The organism is Streptomyces sp. NPDC096176, from assembly GCF_044763255.1.
Taxonomy (GTDB): domain Bacteria; phylum Actinomycetota; class Actinomycetes; order Streptomycetales; family Streptomycetaceae; genus Streptomyces.
In genome coordinates, this window is sequence record NZ_JBIWFV010000008.1 from 211,976 (window position 1) to 233,961 (window position 21,986).

Annotated in this window: 17 protein-coding genes; all 17 read left to right on the forward strand. The window is 71.0% G+C overall.

Annotated features, from left to right (window positions below; all coding sequences use genetic code 11):
- Window positions 1–34: 34 nt before the first annotated feature.
- Entirely contained in the window at window positions 35–595 is a 561-nt protein-coding gene (locus ACIQ7Q_RS23335) for a TetR/AcrR family transcriptional regulator (RefSeq protein ID WP_403865323.1), read from the forward strand.
- A 739-nt stretch (window positions 596–1,334) separates the two neighbouring features.
- The gene (locus ACIQ7Q_RS23340; protein ID WP_403865326.1) at window positions 1,335–2,516 is read left to right on the forward strand and encodes an ROK family protein; all 1,182 of its coding nucleotides are present in this window, start codon (window positions 1,335–1,337) and stop codon (window positions 2,514–2,516) included.
- Between the two features lie 97 nt (window positions 2,517–2,613).
- Complete coding sequence (locus ACIQ7Q_RS23345; protein ID WP_403865329.1) at window positions 2,614–4,137, forward strand: sugar ABC transporter ATP-binding protein; 1,524 nt, start codon at window positions 2,614–2,616, stop codon at window positions 4,135–4,137.
- Entirely contained in the window at window positions 4,134–5,168 is a 1,035-nt protein-coding gene (locus tag ACIQ7Q_RS23350; protein WP_403865332.1) for an ABC transporter permease, read from the forward strand. The genes ACIQ7Q_RS23345 and ACIQ7Q_RS23350 overlap by 4 nt, the downstream gene beginning before the upstream one ends.
- An 82-nt stretch (window positions 5,169–5,250) precedes the next feature.
- Entirely contained in the window at window positions 5,251–6,297 is a 1,047-nt protein-coding gene (locus ACIQ7Q_RS23355; RefSeq protein ID WP_403865335.1) for a substrate-binding domain-containing protein, read from the forward strand.
- 79 nt (window positions 6,298–6,376) lie between these two features.
- Window positions 6,377–7,591 carry a Gfo/Idh/MocA family protein gene (locus tag ACIQ7Q_RS23360; protein WP_403865338.1) on the forward strand — a complete coding sequence of 405 codons (1,215 nt, stop codon included), beginning with the start codon at window positions 6,377–6,379 and terminating at the stop codon, window positions 7,589–7,591.
- Window positions 7,592–7,624: 33 nt separating this feature from the next.
- Window positions 7,625–8,632 (forward strand): sugar phosphate isomerase/epimerase family protein, encoded by a 1,008-nt coding sequence (locus ACIQ7Q_RS23365; protein WP_403865341.1) that lies wholly within the window; start codon window positions 7,625–7,627, stop codon window positions 8,630–8,632.
- Between the two features lie 238 nt (window positions 8,633–8,870).
- Complete coding sequence (locus tag ACIQ7Q_RS23370) at window positions 8,871–12,566, forward strand: ThuA domain-containing protein (protein WP_403865344.1); 3,696 nt, start codon at window positions 8,871–8,873, stop codon at window positions 12,564–12,566.
- 102 nt (window positions 12,567–12,668) lie between these two features.
- Window positions 12,669–13,787: an inositol-3-phosphate synthase gene (locus tag ACIQ7Q_RS23375; RefSeq protein WP_403865347.1), complete on the forward strand. Its 1,119-nt coding sequence runs from the start codon at window positions 12,669–12,671 to the stop codon at window positions 13,785–13,787.
- Window positions 13,784–14,992, forward strand: a complete 1,209-nt coding sequence (locus tag ACIQ7Q_RS23380) for an SCO3242 family prenyltransferase (protein ID WP_403865350.1) — start codon at window positions 13,784–13,786, stop codon at window positions 14,990–14,992. The genes ACIQ7Q_RS23375 and ACIQ7Q_RS23380 overlap by 4 nt, the downstream gene beginning before the upstream one ends.
- Window positions 14,989–15,861 (forward strand): sugar phosphate isomerase/epimerase family protein, encoded by an 873-nt coding sequence (locus tag ACIQ7Q_RS23385; RefSeq protein ID WP_403865352.1) that lies wholly within the window; start codon window positions 14,989–14,991, stop codon window positions 15,859–15,861. The genes ACIQ7Q_RS23380 and ACIQ7Q_RS23385 overlap by 4 nt, the downstream gene beginning before the upstream one ends.
- Window positions 15,858–16,505: an EboA domain-containing protein gene (locus tag ACIQ7Q_RS23390; RefSeq protein WP_403865355.1), complete on the forward strand. Its 648-nt coding sequence runs from the start codon at window positions 15,858–15,860 to the stop codon at window positions 16,503–16,505. The genes ACIQ7Q_RS23385 and ACIQ7Q_RS23390 overlap by 4 nt, the downstream gene beginning before the upstream one ends.
- Complete coding sequence (locus tag ACIQ7Q_RS23395; protein ID WP_403865358.1) at window positions 16,505–17,353, forward strand: TatD family hydrolase; 849 nt, start codon at window positions 16,505–16,507, stop codon at window positions 17,351–17,353. Before ACIQ7Q_RS23390 ends, ACIQ7Q_RS23395 begins: the two co-directional genes overlap by 1 nt.
- Window positions 17,354–17,365: 12 nt before the next feature.
- Complete coding sequence (gene eboE / locus ACIQ7Q_RS23400) at window positions 17,366–18,535, forward strand: metabolite traffic protein EboE (RefSeq protein WP_403865361.1); 1,170 nt, start codon at window positions 17,366–17,368, stop codon at window positions 18,533–18,535.
- Window positions 18,532–19,950 carry a nucleotide pyrophosphatase/phosphodiesterase family protein gene (locus ACIQ7Q_RS23405; protein ID WP_403865364.1) on the forward strand — a complete coding sequence of 473 codons (1,419 nt, stop codon included), beginning with the start codon at window positions 18,532–18,534 and terminating at the stop codon, window positions 19,948–19,950. Before eboE ends, ACIQ7Q_RS23405 begins: the two co-directional genes overlap by 4 nt.
- Window positions 19,951–19,969: 19 nt before the next feature.
- Window positions 19,970–21,136, forward strand: coding sequence for a sugar phosphate isomerase/epimerase family protein (locus tag ACIQ7Q_RS23410; RefSeq protein WP_403865368.1), 1,167 nt, complete (start codon window positions 19,970–19,972; stop codon window positions 21,134–21,136).
- A gap of 203 nt (window positions 21,137–21,339) precedes the next feature.
- The gene (locus tag ACIQ7Q_RS23415; protein WP_403865371.1) at window positions 21,340–21,963 is read left to right on the forward strand and encodes an HAD family acid phosphatase; all 624 of its coding nucleotides are present in this window, start codon (window positions 21,340–21,342) and stop codon (window positions 21,961–21,963) included.
- Window positions 21,964–21,986 lie beyond the last annotated feature (23 nt).

Below are 21,986 nucleotides of genomic sequence, written 5' to 3' on the forward strand. Positions count from 1 at the left end.
GACACGGTTTCATCGGGAAGGCGGCTGGAACCCCATGGCGGGCAGGCGTGACGAGGTCCTCAATGCGGCGATCGCGGTGCTGGCCGCGGGTGGACTGCGCCGGCTGACGTACCAGGCGGTGGACGGAGCAGCCGGTGTCCCGGCCGGCACCACGTCCAATCACTTCCGCAACCGGGACGCCCTGGTCGACGGGGTGGTCGCGCACCTGGAGAAGCTGGACCGGCGTGACTGGGAGTCCTTCGCCGGGCGTGCCGCCCCCCACGGGATCGACGAACTGGCGGCCGCCCTGGCCCGGATGGTGGAGCACCTGGTCGGCCCGGCCCGCGACCGCACGAGCGCCCGATACGCCCTGCTGCTGGAAGGCCTCGCCCGCCCCTCGGTGCGGGTTCCGCTTGTGCGCGGGCGGGAGTCGCTGGTGCGCTGGGGCGCGGAGTGGCTTGCGGCATCGGGCTCGCCGGACCCGGAGGGGCACTGCCGGGTGCTGTTCGACCTGCTCGAGGGCATGATGTTCCACCAGGTCACGCTGCCGGACGAGTCGTTCCGCCCGGAACGTGCGATCCGCACGGCACTGAGGGCGTTCTTCCCGGAAGCGTGACGCTCCGGGCATGGCCCGGTCGGGGGGCGTTGCGCCCCTGTGCCTGACCGGTCCGGCGGGCGCGGCGCCCCCCGTGTGCCCCTGCCGGGGGTGGGTGCGGGGGCGGGGCCTCCGGAGGGGGATCGCGGACTGCTTTCCCGTACTTGCCCCGCCCTGACTCACGACGCTTTACGTCCGCTCACCCCCCTCCTGCGACCCCGCCCCCTCCCGCCGGTCGCGGGACCGTGGGGCCGGTGCGCCCCTACGCCGGCTCCACTTCCGTTGCGGGGAGCGCAACGGTCGCTCAGTGCCGACGCTTGTGTGCTGCGGGCGGTGGCTGTCCACCTCCGGGAGCGAAGCCGTTGGCCGGGGGGAGGGGGACGCGCAGGGGGCGTGTTCGGGACGTAAGGCGTCGTGAGTTAAGGCGAGGCAGGTACGGGAAAGCAGTCCCGGACATGCCCCCGGAGCGGCACCCGGACGCCACACGACAAGGACCAGGCCACGCCCGGCAGCGCACCCGGGACAACCGGGCCCCGCCCGGCATCGCACCCGGGGAAACCGGGCCCGCCCGAGACGCCCCGCCCGAGACGCCCCGCCCGTGGGGACCTTTGTCCCGGGTGTGGAGAAAGTTGCGCCGGAACTGCGCGCAAGTTCTTCCCAGTTCGGTAAAGCGCTGCTACGTTCCCCTCGAAAGCCCGACGGAGACAGCCGACTGGGTCCCCAGCCGAAGGCCAGGGGAGGGGAGGGGCACGTGAGACGGATGACAGCTCGACCCGCGAACGCGCACCAGGCGCGACTGCTTCGGCTGCTGCGTGACGGTGGCCCCAACTCCCGCGCGCAGTTGGGCGACGAGGTGGACCTGTCCCGTTCCAAGCTCGCCGTCGAGGTCGACCGGCTGCTGGAGACCGGGCTCGTGGTCGCCGACGGACTCGCCGCCTCCCGCGGCGGCCGTCGCTCCCACAACATCCGGCTCGCGCCGGCGTTGCGTTTCCTGGGCGTCGACATCGGCGCCACCTCGATCGACGTCGCCGTCACCAACGCGGAGCTGGAGGTCCTGGGGCACCTCAACCAGCCCATGGACGTCCGCGAAGGTCCTGTCGCCGTCTTCGAGCAGGTGCTGGCGATGGCGGCGAAGCTCAAGGCCTCTGGGCTGGCGGAGGGCTTCGACGGGGCGGGCATCGGCGTGCCCGGCCCGGTCCGCTACCCGGAGGGCGTGCCGGTCGCGCCGCCGATCATGCCGGGCTGGGACGGCTTCCCCGTGCGGGAGGCGCTCAGCCAGGATCTGGGCTGTCCGGTGATGGTCGACAACGACGTGAACCTGATGGCCATGGGAGAGCAGCACGCGGGCGTCGCGCGTTCCGTGGGTGACTTCCTGTGCATCAAGATCGGCACGGGCATCGGTTGCGGCATCGTCGTCGGCGGAGAGGTCTACCGCGGTACGACCGGCAGCGCCGGCGACATCGGCCACATCCAGGTCGCACCGGACGGTCGCGCCTGCGCCTGCGGCAACCGGGGTTGTCTGGAGGCGCATTTCAGCGGCGCCGCGCTCGCCCGTGACGCCGAGGACGCGGCGCGCGCCGGCCGGTCGGCCGAGCTCGCCGCCCGGCTGGAGGCGGCCGGGCAGCTCACGGCCGCGGACGTGTCCGCCGCCGCGGCCGCGGGGGACGCCACCGCCATCGACCTCATCCGTGAGGGAGGCAACCGCCTCGGTCAGGTCATCGCGGGACTCGTCAGCTTCTTCAACCCGGGTCTCGTGGTCATCGGCGGCGGTGTGACCGGCCTCGGCCACACCCTGCTCGCCAGCGTACGCACCCAGGTCTACCGGCAGTCCCTGCCGCTGGCCACTGGCAATCTTCCCATCGTGCTGGGCGAGTTGGGTCCGACCGCCGGAGTCATCGGCGCGGCCCGGCTCATCAGCGACCACCTGTTCTCACCAGCCTGATCCCTCAAGGCCGGCGTCGCACACGGCTCAGTAAAAAGCACACGCACCTGGTTCCACCCTGCCCGCTCACCGGCCGCACCCGCCGAGGGGATTTGTCATGGCCTCAGAACCACCGCTGCTCACCATGTCCGGCATCACCAAGTCCTTCCCGGGCGTCCGCGCACTGGACGGAGTGGACCTCGAGGTCCTGGCCGGCGAAGTCCACTGCCTCCTCGGCCAGAACGGCGCCGGCAAATCCACCCTGATCAAGGTGCTGGCCGGGGCCCATCAGCCGGACGGCGGGGAGATCACCTGGCGCGGGGAGACCGTCGCCCTCAAGTCGCCCATCGCCGCCATGCGCCTCGGCATCGCCACGATCTACCAGGAACTCGACCTGGTGGAAGGGCTGTCCGTCGCGGAGAACGTCTTCCTCGGGCACGAGCCCACCTCCGCCGGATTCGTCGTGCGCGGCGGCACGGCCCGGACGGCGACCACGCGACTGCTCGAGCGGCTCGGCCACCCGGAGATCGACCCCGCGCGTCTCGTGGGCGAACTCTCCGCAGCACAGCAGCAGATCGTCTCGATGGCACGCGCGCTCTCCCACGAGGTGCGGATCATCGTGATGGACGAGCCGTCGGCCGCCCTCGACCCCGACGAGGTCGACAACCTTTTCCGGATCGTCGGCGACCTGACCGCCGACGGTGTCGCCGTCGTCTACATCTCCCACCGCCTCGAGGAGATCCGGCGCATCGGTGACCGGGTCACGGTACTCAAGGACGGCCGGGCGGTGGCCGTCGGACTGCCCGCCAAGGCGACCCCGACCCGTGACATCGTTGCCCTGATGACGGGACGCAACGTCGAGTACGTCTTCCCCGAGCGCCCGGCCGGCGGTGCCGCCGCCGCGAAGGAGCCCGTACTGCGCGTCGAAGGTCTCACCAGGAAGGGCGAGTTCGCCCCGGTCGACCTGGAACTGCGGCCCGGCGAGATCGTGGGCCTCGCCGGACTCGTCGGCTCGGGGCGCAGCGAGATCCTGGAGACGATCTACGGCGCACGCAAGGCCGACGCCGGCCGTGTCCTCGTCGACGGCACCGTGCTGCGACCCGGCAGCGTCCGTGCCGCCGTCCGCGCGGGGATCGGGCTCGCCCCGGAGGAGCGCAAGGCGCAGGGGCTGCTGATGCTCGAGTCCGTCACCCGCAACGTCTCCGTGTCCACCCTCTCCCGCTTCGCCCGTGCGGGCTGGCTCGACCACCGTGCGGAACGGGCGGCCGCCCAGCAGGCCACCAGGGAACTCTCCCTGCGGCCCGACAACCCCGACGCCCGTATTCGCACCCTGTCCGGCGGCAATCAGCAGAAGGCCGTCCTGGCCCGCTGGCTGCTGCGCGGCTGCAAGGTGCTGCTGCTGGACGAACCGACCCGCGGCGTCGACGTCGGGGCCAGGGCCGAGCTCTACGCAGTGATCCGCCGGCTGGCCGACGAAGGCCTCGCCGTACTTCTCGTATCCAGCGAGGTGCCCGAAGTTCTGGGCCTCGCGGACCGGGTGCTGGTGCTCCGGGAGGGCAGCGTCGTCCACACGGCGGACGCCCGGGAGCTCGACGAGCACCGTGTACTCGACCTCGTGATGGAAGGGAGCCCGACGGCATGACGCAGCCGGCCACTCCGGCGCAGCAGACCGCGCCGATGCGTAGCCCCAAGACCACCCCGGACAAGGGGGAGTCGCGCCGTCCGCTCGGACTGCGCCTCGATGTCCGCAACCTCTCGCTGCTCGGCGTCCTCGCCGTCCTCGTCGCGGTCGGCGGCATCACCAAGCCCGACGAGTTCCTCGCGACGAGCAACCTGCAACTCGTCCTCACCCAGGCCTCCGTCATCGGCGTCGTCACGGTCGGCATGACGTTCGTCATCACCAGCGGCGGCATAGACCTGTCCGTCGGCGCGATCGTGGCGCTCGCCTCCGTGTGGGCGACTACCGTCGCCACACAGGAGTACGGTTTCGCCGGCATCCTGTTCACGGCCGTCATCGTCGGCCTGGGCTGCGGTCTGGTGAACGGCCTGCTCATCGCCTACGGCAGGATGGTGCCGTTCATCGCCACCCTCGCCATGCTGGCCTCCGCCCGCGGCCTCGCCCTGCAGATCACGGACGGCAAGACCCAGATCGTCACCGTCGACTCGGTGCTCGACCTCGGCATCAGGGACGCCTACATCCTCGGCATCCCGCCGCTGGTGCTGGTCTTCGCCGCGGTCACCGCCGTCGGCTGGCTCCTGCTCAACCGCACCACCTTCGGCCGCCGCACCGTCGCCGTCGGTGGCAACGCGGAGGCGGCACGGCTCGCCGGCATCGACGTACGCCGGCAGCGCCTCTACCTGTACCTCCTGTCCGGTCTGTGCTGCGGCATCGCCGCCTTCATGCTGATCGTGCTGGCGGGCTCCGGCCAGAACACCAACGGCAACCTCTACGAACTCGACGCCATCGCCGCCGCGATCATCGGCGGCACGCTGCTCAGCGGCGGTCGCGGCACCATCGTCGGCTCCGTCCTCGGCGTCCTCGTCTTCACCACGATCACCAACATCTTCGCCCTCAACAACCTCGAGAGCGCGGTCCAGCAGATCGCCAAGGGCGCCATCATCGTCGCCGCCGTACTGGTCCAGCACCGGACGCTGCGGGGCGGCGACGTCTGACACCGCCCGTCCCGCGCCTCCCTCCTCTTCCGACACCTTCTCGCACCGCCCACACCCGCATAGTTGAAGGGGCTGACCCGTCATGCCAGAAATCCCAGCCACCAGCCGCAGAGGACTGCTCTTCGGCACCGCCGCGATCTCCGCCGGCGCGCTGCTCACCGCCTGCACCAGCAACGAGCCCAAGACCGAGAAGACGGCCGCCGACAACGCCCCGGCCGCCGACGACAAGCCCGGCAAGGCCGTCACCATCGGCTTCGCCGGCCCGCAGGCCGACCACGGCTGGCTCAACGCCATCAACCAGAACGCCAAGTCCCGCGCGGAGAAGTACTCGGACGTCACCCTGGAGATCACCGAGGGCTCCAACGACACGGCCGCGCAGATCGGCCAGGTCCAGACCCTGATCAACAAGAAGGTCGACGTCCTGGTGATCCTGCCCGCCGACGGCAAGGCGCTCACCCAGGTCGGCCTGCAGGCCATGAAGGCGGGCATCCCCGTCGTCAACCTGGACCGGATCTTCGCCTCGCCGCAGGCGTACCGCTGCTGGATCGGCGGCGACAACTACGGCATGGGCCTCAACGCCGGCAACTACATCGGCGAGCAGCTCAAGGACAAGCCGAATGCCAAGGTCATCGAGCTCGCCGGGCTGGACAACCTGGAGCTCACCAAGCAGCGCACCCAGGGCTTCGACGACGCCCTGAAGAACTACCCCAACATCAAGAAGGTCGCCCGGCAGGCCGCCGACTTCACCGTTGAGTCCGGCCAGGCGAAGATGGCGCAGCTGCTGCAGGCCCAGTCGCAGTTCGACGCGCTGTGGAACCACGACGACGACCAGGGCGTGGGCGCCCTGCGCGCCATCGCCCAGGCGGGCCGCAAGGACTTCCTGATGGTCGGCGGCGCCGGTGCCAAGTCCGCCATGGACGCCATCAAGGCCGACGACAGCGTGCTGAAGGCGACGGTGCTGTACCCGCCGACCATGGCCGCCTCCGCCATCGACCTGGCCCGTGCGCTCGGGCAGGGCAAGGGCGTCAGCGGGATGGCCGAACTGGAGATCCCGGCCTCCCTGACCCTCTACTCGGCCGTCGTCACCAAGGACAACGTCGACGAGTACCTGCCCACCGGCTTCAACTGACCGGCACGCCCGGGCGATCCTCTCGGGCCCCCCACCGAGCACACCGACGAGATCGTGACTCCGACGAGGAGGATTCCGTATGGAACCAAGGGACAGCGACGCCGCACCGCCGACACTCGGCGTCGGCATGGTCGGCTACGCGTTCATGGGCGCCGCACACTCCCAGGGGTGGCGCACCGTAGGGCGCGTGTTCGACCTGCCGTTGCGGCCGGTCCTCGCCGCGATCGGCGGCCGTGACGCCGCCGCCGTGCGGGCTGCGGCAGGCAAGCACGGCTGGGCGGCGGCGGAGACAGACTGGCGCGCCCTCGTGGCCCGCGACGACGTGCAGCTCGTCGACGTCTGTACGCCGGGCGACAGCCATGCGGAGATCGCGATCGCGGCGCTGGAAGCGGGCAAGCACGTCCTGTGCGAGAAGCCGCTGGCCAACTCGGTCGCAGAGGCGGAAGCCATGGTCGCGGCAGCCGAACGTGCCAGGGAGAACGGCCAGTTGGCCATGGTGGGTTTCAACTACCGGCGGGTCCCGGCCCTCGCGTACGCCCGCCGGCTGATCGCCGAGGGCCGGCTCGGCTCCCTGCGGCACGTACGGGTCACCTACCTTCAGGACTGGCTGGTCGACCCGGACTTCCCGCTGACCTGGCGGCTCCAGCGCGAGCACGCGGGCTCCGGTGCGCTCGGCGATCTCGGCGCGCACATCGTCGACCTCGCGCAGTACCTGGCGGGGGAGCCGCTGGTCGGGGTCTCCGCCCAGATGGAGACCTTCGTGAAGGAACGGCCCCGGCTCCAGGGCGCCTCCGCGGGCCTGACTGCATCGGGCGGCACGGAGCGCGGGTCGGTCACCGTCGACGACGCGGCGGTCTTCAGCGGCCGGCTCGCCTCCGGTGCGCTCGCCACTTTCGAGGCGACCCGGATGGCGACGGGCCGCAAGAACGCGCTCCGGCTGGAGATCAACGGCGAGCACGGATCGCTCGCCTTCGACCTCGAGCGGCTCAACGAGCTGTCGTTCCACGACCATCACGAGCCCGCCGCCACGGCCGGGTTCCGCCGGATCCTCGTCACCGAGGCCGAGCATCCGTACGTGGAGGCCTGGTGGCCGCCGGGTCACGCGCTCGGATACGAGCACACCTTCGTGCACCAGGCGCGCGACCTGGTCGAGGCCATCGCCAGCGGCACCGACCCGGTGCCGTCGTTCGCCGACGGGCTCCAGGTGCAGAGGGTGCTCGCGGCGGTGGAGGAGAGCGCCCAGAAGAACGCCGTCTACACCCCAGTACAGGCAGTACAGGCACAGGTCCGGTAGAGAGATCCGGCAGGGATCCGGTTTGGAGGCGCCATGCCACGCCCGTTCACACTGTTCACCGGCCAGTGGGCCGATCTGCCGCTCGAGGAGGTCTGCTCCCTCGCCCGTGAATTCGGCTACGACGGTCTGGAACTCGCCTGCTGGGGCGACCATTTCGAGGTCGACAAGGCGCTCGCCGACCCGTCCTACCTGGACGGGCGGCACGCGCTGCTGGAGAAGTACGGCCTCAAGTGCTGGGCCATCTCGAACCACCTGGTCGGCCAGGCCGTCTGCGACAACCCCATCGACGAGCGCCATCAGGGCATCCTGCCCGCCAGGATCTGGGGAGACGGCGAGCCCGAGGGCGTGCGGCAGCGGGCCGCGGCCGAGCTGAAGGACACCGCGCGCGCCGCGGCCGCCTTCGGTGTCGACACCGTCATCGGCTTCACCGGTTCGTCGATCTGGCACCTCGTCGCGATGTTCCCGCCCGTGCCCGAGCGGATGATCGAGCGCGGCTACGAGGACTTCGCGGAGCGCTGGAACCCGATCCTCGACGTCTTCGACACCGAGGGCGTCCGCTTCGCCCACGAGGTCCACCCCAGCGAGATCGCCTACGACTACTGGACGACCAAACGGGCCCTGGAGGCGGTCGGCAACCGCCCGGCATTCGGGCTGAACTTCGACCCGAGCCACTTCGTCTGGCAGGACCTCGACCCCGTCGGCTTCCTGTACGACTTCCGGGACCGGATCTACCACGTCGACTGCAAGGAGGCTCGCAAGCGCCTCGACGGGCGCAACGGGCGGCTCGGCTCCCATCTGCCGTGGGGCGACCCCCGGCGCGGCTGGGACTTCGTCTCCGCCGGGCACGGCGACGTGCCGTGGGAGGACGTGTTCCGGATGCTGCGCTCGATCGGCTACGACGGCCCCATCTCCGTGGAGTGGGAGGACGCCGGCATGGACCGGCTGACCGGTGCTCCACAAGCGCTTGCCGCCCTGAAGCGCTTCGACTTCGACCCGCCCACCGCCTCTTTCGACGCGGCATTCGGGGGCGGCGAGAACTAGTAACTCCAGGTCCGAGCCCGGTGGTCGGCAAGGCCGCCGGGCCGGTCAGGGCTGCCCGGGTGCATCTTTGTCCTGCGCTGGGAAGAAGTTCAACTTCTCTGCTGCGCAAGGGCTTTCGGCACAAGACGAACCCGGCTACGGTCCCATCTCGTGTACACGACATAGGTGGTTCGGGAGTGACGGCGCATTCCGGTTCCACGGCACACCGCCCGTTCGACCGGCATACCGGAGGACATTCGTGCACAGAACAAGGCTCAGAGGCCGCAAGGCGCTCGCGCTCCTCACCGGCGGACTCCTCGCCGCAGGGTCGCTCGCCCTCACCGCGCCGACAGTGGCGTCCGCCGCAGACCCGGAGGCGGCGCGCTCCGCGGCCGCCGAGGAATTCCAGCAGGTGACCCTCGCCAAGGGCGGTGAGGAGACCGGCGAGCCCATGTCGCTGGCCGTGTTGCCCGACCGGAGTGTGCTCCACACCTCCCGCAGTGGCGAGCTGCGCATGACCGACGCCGCCGGCAACACCCGGGTCGTCGGAACCATCCCGGTGTACTCGCACGACGAAGAGGGACTCCAAGGCGTCGGCCTGGACCCCGACTTCGCGCAGAACCGGTTCATCTATCTCTACTACGCACCCCCGATGGACACTCCCGCAGGCGACGCCCCCAACGAGGGCACCGCGGCGGACTTCGCGAAGTTCGACGGCGTCAACCGGCTCTCGCGGTTCGTCCTCAACGAGGACGGCACACTGGACAACGCCAGCGAGAAGAAGATCATCGACATCCCGGCGACCCGCGGCATCTGCTGCCACGTCGGCGGCGACATCGACTTCGACGCCGAGGGCAACCTGTACCTGTCGACCGGCGACGACTCCAACCCCTTTGCCTCCGACGGCTTCACGCCCATCGACGACCGCCCCGGCCGGAACCCCGCGTACGACGCCCGCCGCACCTCCGGCAACACCAACGACCTGCGCGGCAAGATCTTGCGCATCAAGGTGAACGAGGACGGCTCCTACTCCGTACCCGAGGGCAACCTCTTCGCGCCGGGCACGGACAAGACCCGGCCCGAGATCTACGCCATGGGCTTCCGCAACCCCTTCCGCTTCAGCGTCGACAAGAAGACCGGCATCCTCCACGTCGGCGACTACGGGCCCGACTCCGGCACCGCCGACCCCAAGCGCGGCCCGGCCGGACAGGTCGAATTCGCCCGCGTCACCGGCCCCGGCAACTTCGGCTGGCCGTTCTGCACCGGCGACAACGACCCCTACGTCGAGTACGACTTCGCCACCAAGACCTCGGGCGCCACCTTCGACTGCGCGAACCTGAAGAACACCTCGCCGCACAACACCGGCCTCGTCGACCTGCCGCCCGCACAGCCCGCCTGGATCCCGTACGACGGCGGTTCCGTGCCCGAGTTCGGCAGCGGCTCCGAGTCCCCGATGGGCGGTCCCGTCTACCGGCACAACCCGGACTCCGACTCTCCGGTGGCCTTCCCCGCCGAGTACGACGGTGACTTCTTCGCCGGCGAGTTCGGCCGGCGCTGGATCAAGCGGATCGAGCAGGGTGAGGACGGCACCGTCCAGTCCATCAACCCCGTCCCCTGGACCGGCACCCAGATCATGGACATGGCCTTCGGGCCCGACGGCGCGCTGTACGTCCTCGACTACGGCACCGCCTGGTTCGGCGGCGACGAGAACGCCGGCCTGTACCGGATCGAGAACGCCACCGGCGGACGCTCACCGGTCGCCGAGGCCTCAGCCGACAAGACCTCCGGCCAGGCGCCGATGCGCGTCTCCTTCTCCTCCGCGGGCACGACGGACGCCGACGGCGACACCCTCACCTACGCCTGGGACTTCGGTGACGGCACCACCTCCACCGCGGCCAACCCCGTCCACCGCTACACCAAGAACGGCACCTACACGGCGACGGTCACCGCCAAGGACCCCACGGGCCGCACCGGCTCCGCCAGCGTCCATGTGGTGGTGGGCAACACCGCGCCCAAGGTCACCCTCGAACTCCCCGCAGAGGGGACGCTGTTCAGCTTCGGCGACGAGGTCCCCTTCAAGGTGACGGTCACGGATCCCGAAGACGGCCCGATCGACTGCGCCAAGGTCAAGGTGAACTACATCCTCGGCCACGACAGCCACGGCCACCCCATCACCTCGGCCACCGGCTGCTCCGGCACCATCAAGACCTCCGCCGACGGCGGCCACGACCCCAACGCCAACATTTTCGGAGTCCTCGACGCCGAGTACACCGACGGCGGAGGCGGCGGCCAGGCCGCGCTGACCAGCCACGACCAGGCACAGCTGCAGCCCCGCCACCGGCAGGCGGAGCACTTCGACAACCAGTCCGGCATCAAGACCTACGACAAGGCGGCCGCCAACGGCGGCAAGACCGTCGGCGACATCGACAACGGCGACTGGATCTCCTTTGAAACGTACAACCTCGCCGGATCGACCAAGCTCACCGCCCGGATATCCTCCGGCGGCGCCGGTGGCTTCCTCGAGGTGCGCACCGGCTCCGCGAACGGCCCGATCCTCGGCTCGGCACCCGTCCCGGTCACCGGCAGCTGGGAGACGTTCCAGGACATCGACGTACCCCTGCGGGGCGTGACCAAGAAGACCACCGAACTGTTCCTGGTCTTCAAGGGCGGCGCCGGCGTGCTCTATGACCTCGACGACTTCGAGTTCTCCAACACCCCCGTCGACCGGACCGCCAAGCGTGTCCTCGTCTTCTCCAAGACCGCCGGCTTCCGCCACGACTCCATCGAGAGCGGTGTCACCGCCCTGAAGGAGCTCGGGAAGACCAGCAACATCACGGTCGACGCCACCGAGGCGGCGGGCCAGTTCACCACCAACAACCTCGCCCGCTACGACTCCGTCGTGTTCCTCTCCACCACCGGTGACGTGCTCAACGCCGAGCAGCAGAAGGCGTTCGAGAACTACGTCGCCAAGGGCGGCGGCTACATGGGCGTCCACGCCGCGGCCGACACCGAGTACGACTGGGAGTTCTACGGCGGGCTCGTCGGCGCCCACTTCCATTCCCACCCGCACATCCAGCCCGCCACCGTCCGCGTCGAGGACCACGCCCACCCGGCCACCGCGCACATCGACGGCCCGTGGGAGCGCACCGACGAGTGGTACAACTACCGCACCAACCCCCGTGATCAGGCCCGCGTCCTCGCCACCCTCGACGAGACCACCTACGAGGGCGGCACGATGAAGGGCGACCACCCGATCGCCTGGTGCCAGACCTACGAGGGCGGCCGCGCCTTCTACACCGGAGGCGGCCACACCAAGGAGTCCTACGCGGAGCCGGCCTTCCGCCAGCACCTGCTCGGCGGCCTGCGCTACACCACGGGCCAGGTGAAGGCCGACTGCAAGCCCCGCACCGGCTACCGGACGATCTTCAACGGCGAGACCCTCGAAGGCTGGAAGCAGGCCGGACCGGGCAAGTTCACCGTCGCCGACGGCGAACTGCGCACCGAGGGCGGTATGGGCATGCTGTGGTACCAGGGCAAGGAGCTCGGCTCGTACTCGCTGAAACTCGACTGGAAGATGGACGGTGACGACAACTCCGGTGTCTTCGTCGGCTTCCCGGCCTCCGACGACCCGTGGTCCGCGGTGAACAACGGTTACGAGGTCCAGATCGACGCCACCGACGCCGCCGACCGCACCACCGGCGCCGTCTACGGCTTCAAGTCCGCGAACATCAAGGCCCGCGACCAGGTACTGCGGCCGCCCGGCCAGTGGAACAGCTACGAGATCCGCGTCCAGGGTGAGCGTCTGCAGGTCTTCCTCAACGGAGTGAAGATCAACCACTACACCAACACGGACCCGGCCCGCAGCCTCAAGGACGGTTACATCGGCATCCAGAACCACGGGGCCGACGACCAGGTGTCCTTCCGGGACATCCAGGTGAAGCAACTGCCCTCGTAGCCCCCCGGGCCGCCCATGAGCCGGCGGCGGGCGGGGAGGCGCCGTACCCCCCGCCCGCCGTCCTCCACCACATCGGAACATCGACTGGCAGGGAGGCAGCCCGTGACAGACGGGAATGCACGCACCGGAGTCTGGTTCGTCGGAGCACGCGGCTCAGTGGCCACCACAGCCGTCGCGGGATGTGCGGCGGTCACGGCCGGCCTGCACCCGCCGACCGGCATGGTCACAGAGACCCCGGCCTTCGCCGGGGCCGGGCTGCCGCCCCTGTCCTCCCTCGTCTTCGGCGGACACGACACCGCCCACTGCCCGCTGCCCAAGCGCGCGGAGCACCTCACGGAGGCGGGCGTCCTGCCGCACGGGCTCGCCGCCGCCGTACGCGCCGAACTGGCCGCGGCCGACGCGGAGATACGGCCCGGAGGTCCCGGCGCCGGCGACACCCGCTCCGACGAGGAACTCATCACCGCGTTCGCCGCCGACATGGAATCCTTCCACTCGCGTCACGCCCTGGAACGGGTCGTCGTCGTCAACGTCTCCTCGACCGAACCGCTCCCCGAGCCCGGCGCCGTACGGCTGCCGCCGAGCTCCCTCTACGCCGCCGCCGCCGTGCGCGCCGGCTGCCCCTACGTCAACTTCACCCCCTCCACCGGGCTGCGCACCACGGCCCTCACCGACGCCGTCGCGGCCAGTGGACTTCCCCACGCGGGCCGCGACGGCAAGACAGGCCAGACACTCCTGCGGGCCGTACTGGCCCCGATGTTCGTACAACGGGCCCTTTCCGTACGGGCCTGGTCCGGCACCAACCTGCTGGGCGGCGGGGACGGGGCCGCGCTGGCCGACCCGGCCGCCGCGGCGGCCAAGAACGCCGGCAAGGAGCGCGTCCTCGCCGACACCCTCGGCCACACGCCGGAGGGCGAGGTCCACATCGACGACGTACCCGCGCTCGGCGACTGGAAGACGGCCTGGGACCACATCGCCTTCGAGGGCTTCCTCGGCTCGCGGATGATCCTGCAGACCATCTGGCAGGGCTGCGACTCGGCGCTCGCCGCGCCGCTGGTCCTGGACCTGGCACGACTGGTGGCCCGCGCCCACGAGGCGGGCCTCTCCGGCCCGCTCCCCGAACTCGGCTTCTACTTCAAGGACCCGGACGGCGGCCCGGCGGGCCTGTCCGAACAGTTCACGGCGCTGCTGTCCTTCGCCGACCGGTTGCGGGAGACCCGTTGATCAGCTCACTACTGGCCCGCCTCGCGCCGGCGCGAGCGGGTGACGCACCCGAGTCACCCCGCCGCGCCCCGGCCCCGGCGGCTGCTGCCGCCCGTCCGCCCGCCGGCACCCCGCGAGGCCGCGCCAAGCTCCGGGACTGGGCCGAACTGCTACGCGTCTCCGCTCTGTTCACGGTCCCGGGCGACGCCCTGGCAGGCGCCGCCGCGGTCGGACTGCGTCCCAACCGCGGCACGGCGCTCGCCATGGGCGCCTCCTTGTGTCTGTACGAGGCGGGCATGGCGCTCAACGACTGGGCGGACACCGCCGAGGACGCCGTCGACAGGCCCCACCGGCCGATTCCCTCCGGGCGCATCTCGCCCCGCGCCGCGCTGGGCGCGGCGGGGGTGCTCACGGCGGCCGGCCTGACCCTCGCGGCCCGCGCGGGTCGCCCCGCCCTCGCTGTGGCAACGGCCCTTTCGGCGACGGTCTGGGCGTACGACCTGCGCCTCAAGCACACGAAGGCCGGCCCGACGGCGATGGCCGCGGCCCGCGGCCTCGACGTACTCCTGGGCGCGACGGCAACGTTGTCCGCGGCGACGGACTCCCCGCGACCAGGCGGGGTGCCGTCGCCGGCCCCTTCCCGCGGGCCGCGGCGCGGGGCGGCCGTTGACGGCACAGGGGCAGGTCCCGGACGGACCTACCCTGCCGCGCCCGGCCGCGGGGCCGCTGCCCAGCGGACGGAGGCAACGCCGCCGGTGTCCCGTCAGGGGTTCGGGGAGGGGTGGGGCGGGGGATCCTCCATCCCTCCCCGGACCGCCCTGCGCGCCTCCGCTCCCGCCGCCGCGATGCTCGCCGCGCACACCTACGCCGTCACCTCAGTGTCCCGGCACGAGGCGCAGGGCGGCTCGACGCTGGTGCCGCTCGCCGCGCTGGCCGGCACCGCCGTGCTGGGCGTCCTCGCCGGGCGGCCACGCGGCGCGGCGGCGGCCACGGCGCCGGCCCTGCTCGCCGCCGCGTACCTGCGTACCGCCGCAACCGGCTACCTCCATGCCGCACTCAACCCGTCCCCGCCCCTCACGCAACGCGCCGTCGGCGGCGGTATCCGCGCCATGATCCCGTTCCAGGCGGCCCTCGCCGCCCGCTCCGGGGCGGGCGGCATCGGGCTCGCCGTGATGGGGCTCGTACCGCTTGCCCGCACACTCGCACGGAAGGTGAGCCTCACATGAGCCCTTCGCCCGCACCCCTGCGGTTCGGCTACGGCACCAACGGCCTCACCGATCTGCGCCTCGACGACGCCCTCGGCCTGCTCGCCGACCTCGGCTACGACGGTGTCGGGCTCACGCTCGACCACATGCACCTCGACCCCCTCGCGCCCGACCTCGCGACCCGCACCGCGGCTGTCGCCCGCAGGCTCGGCGCACTGGGGCTCACCGCAACCGTCGAGACCGGCGCGCGCTACATCCTCGACCCGCGCCGCAAGCACGGCCCGTCCCTCCTCGAGCCGGACCCGGACGCCCGCGCCGCCCGCACCAAGCTGCTGATCACGGCCGTGAAGGTCGCCGCAGACCTCGGGGCGCACGCCGTGCACTGCTTCAGCGGCATCATCCCGCCCGGCACGGACGTCGACACCGCCTGGAAGCGGCTGGAGGACGCGCTGCTGCCCGTCCTCGACGCCGCCGCCTTCGCCGGCGTGCCGATCGCGATCGAGCCCGAGCCGGGGCACCTGCTCGGGAACCTCGCCGACTTCCACCAACTGCGCACCTCTCTCGGGAATCCCGCACCCCTCGGACTCACCCTCGACATCGGCCACTGCCAGTGCCTGGAGCCCGTCCCCCCTGCCGACTGTGTCCGGGACGCCGGCCCCTGGCTGCGGCATGTGCAGATCGAGGACATGCGCCGCGGCGTCCACGAGCACCTGCCCTTCGGCGAGGGCGAGATCAACTTCCCTGCGGTCCTCGACGCCCTCGTAGCCACCGGCTATCAGTGCCTCACCGTCGTCGAACTGCCCCGGCACTCCCATGCCGGGCCCGAGCTCGCCCGCACGTCGATCGAGTTCCTCAACTCCGCACGCACGAAGGGAGAGACCGCATCGTGAAACAGGCACCTCCCTGGACGCGCGAGGACGTCGACGCCGGGCTCGCCGACGACACCGCCCGCGCCTGGCTCGACGACGCTCTCGCCGACGCGGCCCGCGCCGCCCAGGCGCCCTGGGCCGGACCCTCCCCGTACACCGCGAACACCTGGGAGCTGCGCTTCGCCGCCGCGGGCCGGCACTGCGGCCGGGACAACGCGGACGGTGTCCGTACCCTCCTGCTGGTCGAGGCCCGCGCCGATGTGGAGACCCTCACCCGCCTCTACCGGCAGGGCAGCGCCGCCGAGCGCCGCGCCGTGCTCCAGGCCCTGCCCGCACTCGTCGACGGCCCCCATGCCGTGCATCTGGTCGACGACGCGCTGCGCACCAACGACACCCGGCTCGTGGCCGCCGCCGTCGGCCCGTACGCCGCCGCCCATCTCGAACCGCACGCCTGGCGGCACGCGATCCTCAAGTGCCTGTTCACCGGCGTCCCCCTGGACACCGTCACCGGTGTCGAACAGCGCGCCCTCGGCGACGGCGAACTCGCCCGCATGCTCACCGACTTCGCGGCGGAGCGGACCACCGCCGGCCGAGACGTCCCCCACGACCTGGATCGCGTGCTGGCCCTGACCGGCACGGCGTTCCCGCAAGCCGAGGAGTCCTGATGCGTATCTTCGACCCCCACATCCACATGACCTCACGCACCACCGACGACTACGAGGCGATGTACGCCGCCGGTGTGCGTGCCGTCGTCGAACCGTCCTTCTGGCTGGGACAGCCCCGCACTTCCCCGGCCGGCTTCTTCGACTACTTCGACGCCCTCCTCGGCTGGGAACCCTTCCGCGCCGCCCAGTACGGCATAGCCCACCACTGCACCATCGCGCTCAACCCCAAGGAGGCGAACGACCCCCGCTGCGTCCCCGTCCTCGACGCGCTGCCCCGCTATCTCGTCAAGGACTCGGTCGTCGCCGTCGGCGAGATCGGCTACGACTCCATGACCCCGGCGGAGGACACGGCGCTCGCCGCCCAGCTGCAACTCGCCGCCGACCACGGCCTGCCCGCGCTCGTCCACACGCCGCACCGCGACAAGCTCGCCGGCCTGCACCGCACCGTGGACGTCGTCCGTGAGTCGAACCTGACCACCGACCGCGTCCTGCTCGACCACCTCAACGAGACCACTGTCAAGCACGCGATCGACAGCGGCTGCTGGCTCGGCTTCTCCATCTATCCGGACACCAAGATGGACGAGGACCGCATGGTCACCGTCCTGAAGACGTACGGAACCGAGAAGGTCCTCGTCAACTCGGCCGCCGACTGGGGCAAGAGCGACCCGCTCAAGACCCGCAGGGTCGGCGACGCCATGCTCGAGGCCGGCTTCACCGAGGACGACGTCGACCAGGTGCTGTGGCGCAACCCGGTGGCCTTCTACGGTCTCAGCGGGCGGCTCCAGCTGGACGTCCCGGAGCCGGACACACTCCACGAGGGCAACTCCATTCTCCGCGGCGGGGAATGAGAGGAGCCACGGATGCGCTTCCGCCACCCCGACGGCTCCACCGTCCACCTGTCGTACTGCACCAACGTCCACCCCGCGGAGACCCTCGACGGCGTCCTGGCACAACTGCGCGACCACTGCGAGCCGGTACGCAAACGCCTCGGACGCGACCGGCTCGGCATCGGCCTGTGGCTCGCCAAGGACGCCGCCCAGGCGCTGATCACCGACCCGGCCGCACTGCGCGGCCTGCGTGCGGAGCTGGAGCGTCGCGGCCTGGAGGTCGTCACGCTCAACGGCTTCCCCTACGAGGGCTTCGGCGCGGAGGAGGTCAAGTACCGCGTCTACACACCCGACTGGACGGAACCGGAACGGCTCGGGCACACCACCGATCTGGCCCGCCTGCTCGCCGCGCTGCTGCCCGACGACGTCACCGAGGGCACCATCTCCACCCTCCCTCTCGCCTGGCGCACCGGCTTCGACGACGAGGCCGCCGCCACCGCCCGCACCGCGCTGACCACCCTCGCCGAGCGGCTCGACGCCCTCGAGGAGCTGACCGGCAAGTCCGTCCGGATCGCCCTCGAACCGGAACCCGGCTGCACCGTGGAGACCACCGCCGACGCGATCGGACCGCTCACCGCCGTCCCGGGCGACCGGATCGGCGTCTGCGTCGACACCTGCCATCTCGCCACCTCCTTCGAGGAGCCCCGTACCGCCCTCGCCGCCCTCGCCGCGGCGGACATCGCCGTCCCGAAGGCGCAGCTGTCCGCCGCGCTGCACGCCGAGAACCCCCATCTTCCGGAGGTGCGCGAGGCGCTCGCCGCCTTCGCGGAACCCCGCTTCCTGCACCAGACCCGCACCCGTACGGCGGCGGGACTGCGTGGCACCGACGACCTCGACGAGGCCCTGGCCGGCGACGCCATCCCCGACGGCGCACCCTGGCGCGCGCACTTCCACGTCCCCCTGCATGCGCCGCCCGCCCCGCCGCTCACCTCCACCCTGCCGGTGCTGCAGGACATCGTGACCCGGCTCGTGGGAGTCCCGGAGCCCCGCACCCGTCACCTCGAGGTCGAGACCTACACCTGGCAGGCCCTCCCGCCCGAGCTGCGCCCCCGCACCCGCAGCCAGCTCGCCGAGGGCATCGCCGCCGAACTCACCCTGGCCCGCGACCTGCTCACCGACCTCGGCCTCAAGGAACTGCCATGAGCGAGACACGCCCCACCCCCTTGCTGGTCCTGGACGTGGTCGGCCTCACCCCCCGGCTTCTCGACCACATGCCCCGCCTCAAGGCCCTCGCCGCCGCCGGTTCCCAGGCGGCCCTGTCGACCGTGCTGCCGGCCGTCACCTGCGCCGCCCAGTCCACGTTCCTCACCGGAGCGCTCCCCGCGGAGCACGGCATCGTCGCCAACGGCTGGTACTTCCGCGAGCTCGGCGACGTCCTGCTGTGGCGCCAGCACAACGGCCTCGTCGCCGGCGACAAGCTCTGGGACGCCGCCCGCCGAGCCCACCCCGGCTACACCGTCGCCAACATCTGCTGGTGGTACGCGATGGGCGCCGACACCGACATCACCGTCACCCCGCGCCCGGTCTACTACGCGGACGGCCGCAAGGAGCCCGACTGCTACACCCGCCCGCCGGCGCTGCACGACGAACTGACCGAGAAGTTCGGCACCTTCCCCCTCTTCCACTTCTGGGGCCCGGGCGCCGACATCGTCTCCAGCCGGTGGATCGCCGACGCGACCCGCCACATCATGCGCACCCGCCACCCCGACCTCACCCTGTGCTACCTGCCGCACCTCGACTACGACCTCCAGCGCTACGGCCCCGACGACCCCCGCTCCCACCGGGCCGCGGCTGACCTCGACGCGGTCATCGGCCCGCTGCTCGACGACGCCCGCAAGGAGGGCCGCACCGTCGTCGCCCTCTCCGAGTACGGCATCACCCGTGTCAGCCGCCCGGTCGACATCAACCGCGCCCTGCGCCGCGCCGGACTCCTCGAGGTCCACACCCAGGACGGCATGGAGTACCTCGACCCGATGGCCTCCCGCGCCTTCGCCGTCGCCGACCACCAGCTCGCACACGTCTACGTCCGCCGCCCCGAGGACCTCGAGGCCACCCGGGAGGCGCTGGCCGGACTGCCCGGCATCGACGAACTCCTCGACGACGAGGGCAAGAAGGCCAACGGGCTGGACCACCCCCGCTCCGGGGAGCTCGTGGCAGTCGCCGAACCCGACGCGTGGTTCACGTACTACTACTGGCTCGACGACGCCCGCGCCCCCGACTTCGCGCAACTCGTCGAGATCCACCGCAAGCCGGGCTACGACCCCGTCGAGCTGTTCATGGACCCGCTCGACCCCTACGTCCGCCTCAAGGCGGCCAAGGCAGTGGCGCGCAAGAAACTCGGCATGCGCTACCGCCTCGCTGTCGTGCCCCTCGATCCGACCCCGATCCGAGGCAGCCACGGCCGCCTCCCCGCGAGCGACGAAGAAGGTCCGCTCCTCCTGTGCTCCACCCCCCGCACCGTTCCAGGCCGCGTCGCGGCCACCGATGTGAAGTCACTGCTGCTCCGCCTGGCCGGCCTCGAGGAAGACGCAGAGCGCCCGGTATCCGTGTCCGAATGAAGTGAGAGTGAGAGTCACCGTGACCGCGTTCAACGAAGAGACCACCACCGACGAGTCCCTGCGCCGCACGCTCGGCGTCAGCCGTCGCCGGTTCCTCAGCACCTGCACCGCCGCCGCTGCCGCGGCGATCGCCGCCCCGGTCCTCGGCGCCTCGCCGGCGCTGGCTCGGGGACGGGAGAACCACGACAGAGGCGGCGACCACGGGCGCTCCGCCCTGATCCCGTCCCACAAGCGCGGCATCATCCTTTACACGGTCCGTGACGCGACGGGCCGCGACCCGCTGTCCACGGATCTGCCGTCGGGCTTCCGCGAGGTCTTCAAGCAGCTGTCCCGCTACGGGTACAAGCAGGTGGAGTTCGCCGGCTACCGCCAGCACGCGAACGCCCCGGGCGGCGCGGACCTCGAGACCGTCGCGGGCGCGAAGCTCCTGCGCTCGTGGCTGGACGAGTACGGGCTGCGGGCGCAGGGCAACCACGGCTTCATTCCGGGCTCGTGGCCGCTGACACCCAGCGACCTCGACACCTTCAAGCGGCACTTGGAGATCGCCAATATTCTCGGCATGCCGCACATGGGCACCGGCGGCGACCCGACGGGCAGTTCCTACCGGGCCGACTGGGACGTTGCCGCGGACAAGTGGAACGCTCTCGGTGCGATCGCCCGCCGGGAGGGCATCAAGCTCTACACCCACAACCACGACTCGGCGTACGGCTTCCTGCTCGACGGCGGTCCGCTCGACGACCAGGGCCGCCCGACCCGCAGTTCCGGCATGCGCAAGCTGGAGTACTTCCTGAAGAAGACCGACCCGCGTGACGTCTGGCTGGAGATGGACATCTACTGGGCGCACGTGGCCCAGTACAAGTTCCACACATACACCGCTCACGACGGCTCGCAGCGGGAGAAGGTCTTCGACCCGGCGGGCCTGGTGGCCCGTCACACCATGCGCTACCCGCTCTTCCACGCCAAGGACGGCACGGTCAACACCCAGAACGGCCAGGGCTACGACATGGTGACGTTCGGCGAGGGCGACATCGACTACCGCACGTTCTTCAGGCGGGTGGGGGCGAAGAACTACCACAACCCGATGATCGAGCACGACGGCGCGCCCAGCGCCACGGTTCCGGGGCAGTCCCTCGAGGTCGCCCGCAAGAGCTACGACAACCTCGCGGCGCTGCGCGCGCACCGCTGAGCACCCACCGCTGAGCACAGCGGCCCGCCCGGTGGACGCGGTCACCGGGCGGGCCGCCGGCGCGTGCCCGCACAAAAGACGCTACCGACCGGTAGTAAGAACGTCGCCTTCCGTCCATCATTAAGCGCGAGCATGTCAACCCGTTCGGTCGAATATGGCCGGACGGGCTCCCTGAGCTGCCTCCACACCCAGGAGAACCCCCCATGCATGCACGCACATGGACGGTCCGCGCCTCGGCGACCGCCGTCACGCTGACGTTCGTCGCCGCCCTCCCCGTCGGATCCGCCCACGCGGACACCGCGACGACGACCACGGCGGCACAGACCCAGAGCGTCGACTACAACACCTGGCTCCGTGACGTCTCCGCCGTCGTCGCCGAGGCCCGCCCCTACATCGAACAGCGCACGGCCGACGCCTCCGGCGAGAAGCAGGCGATCGTCCTCGACATCGACAACACCTCGCTGGAGACGCACTTCCATCCGTTCTGGAAGCTGCCCACCCCCGCCATCCAGGAGATGCGCGAGCTCGCCCGCTACGCCGACTCCCGTGGCGTCGCCGTCTTCTTCGTGACCGCCCGCCCCGGCATCATCCACTCGCTCACCGACTGGAACCTGAAGAAGACCGGCTACCCGGTCGACGGACTCTACGTCCGTGACCTGCCCGACCTGTTCCACGAGGTGAGCGCCTACAAGACCGAGAAGCGCGCCGAGATCGAGGCCAAGGGCTACACGATCATCGCCAACATCGGCAACAACACCACCGACCTGGTCGGCGGCCACGCGGAGCGGACCTTCAAGCTCCCCGACTACGACGGCCAGCTGTCGTAAGGGAGCTCGTACAGCGGCAAGGC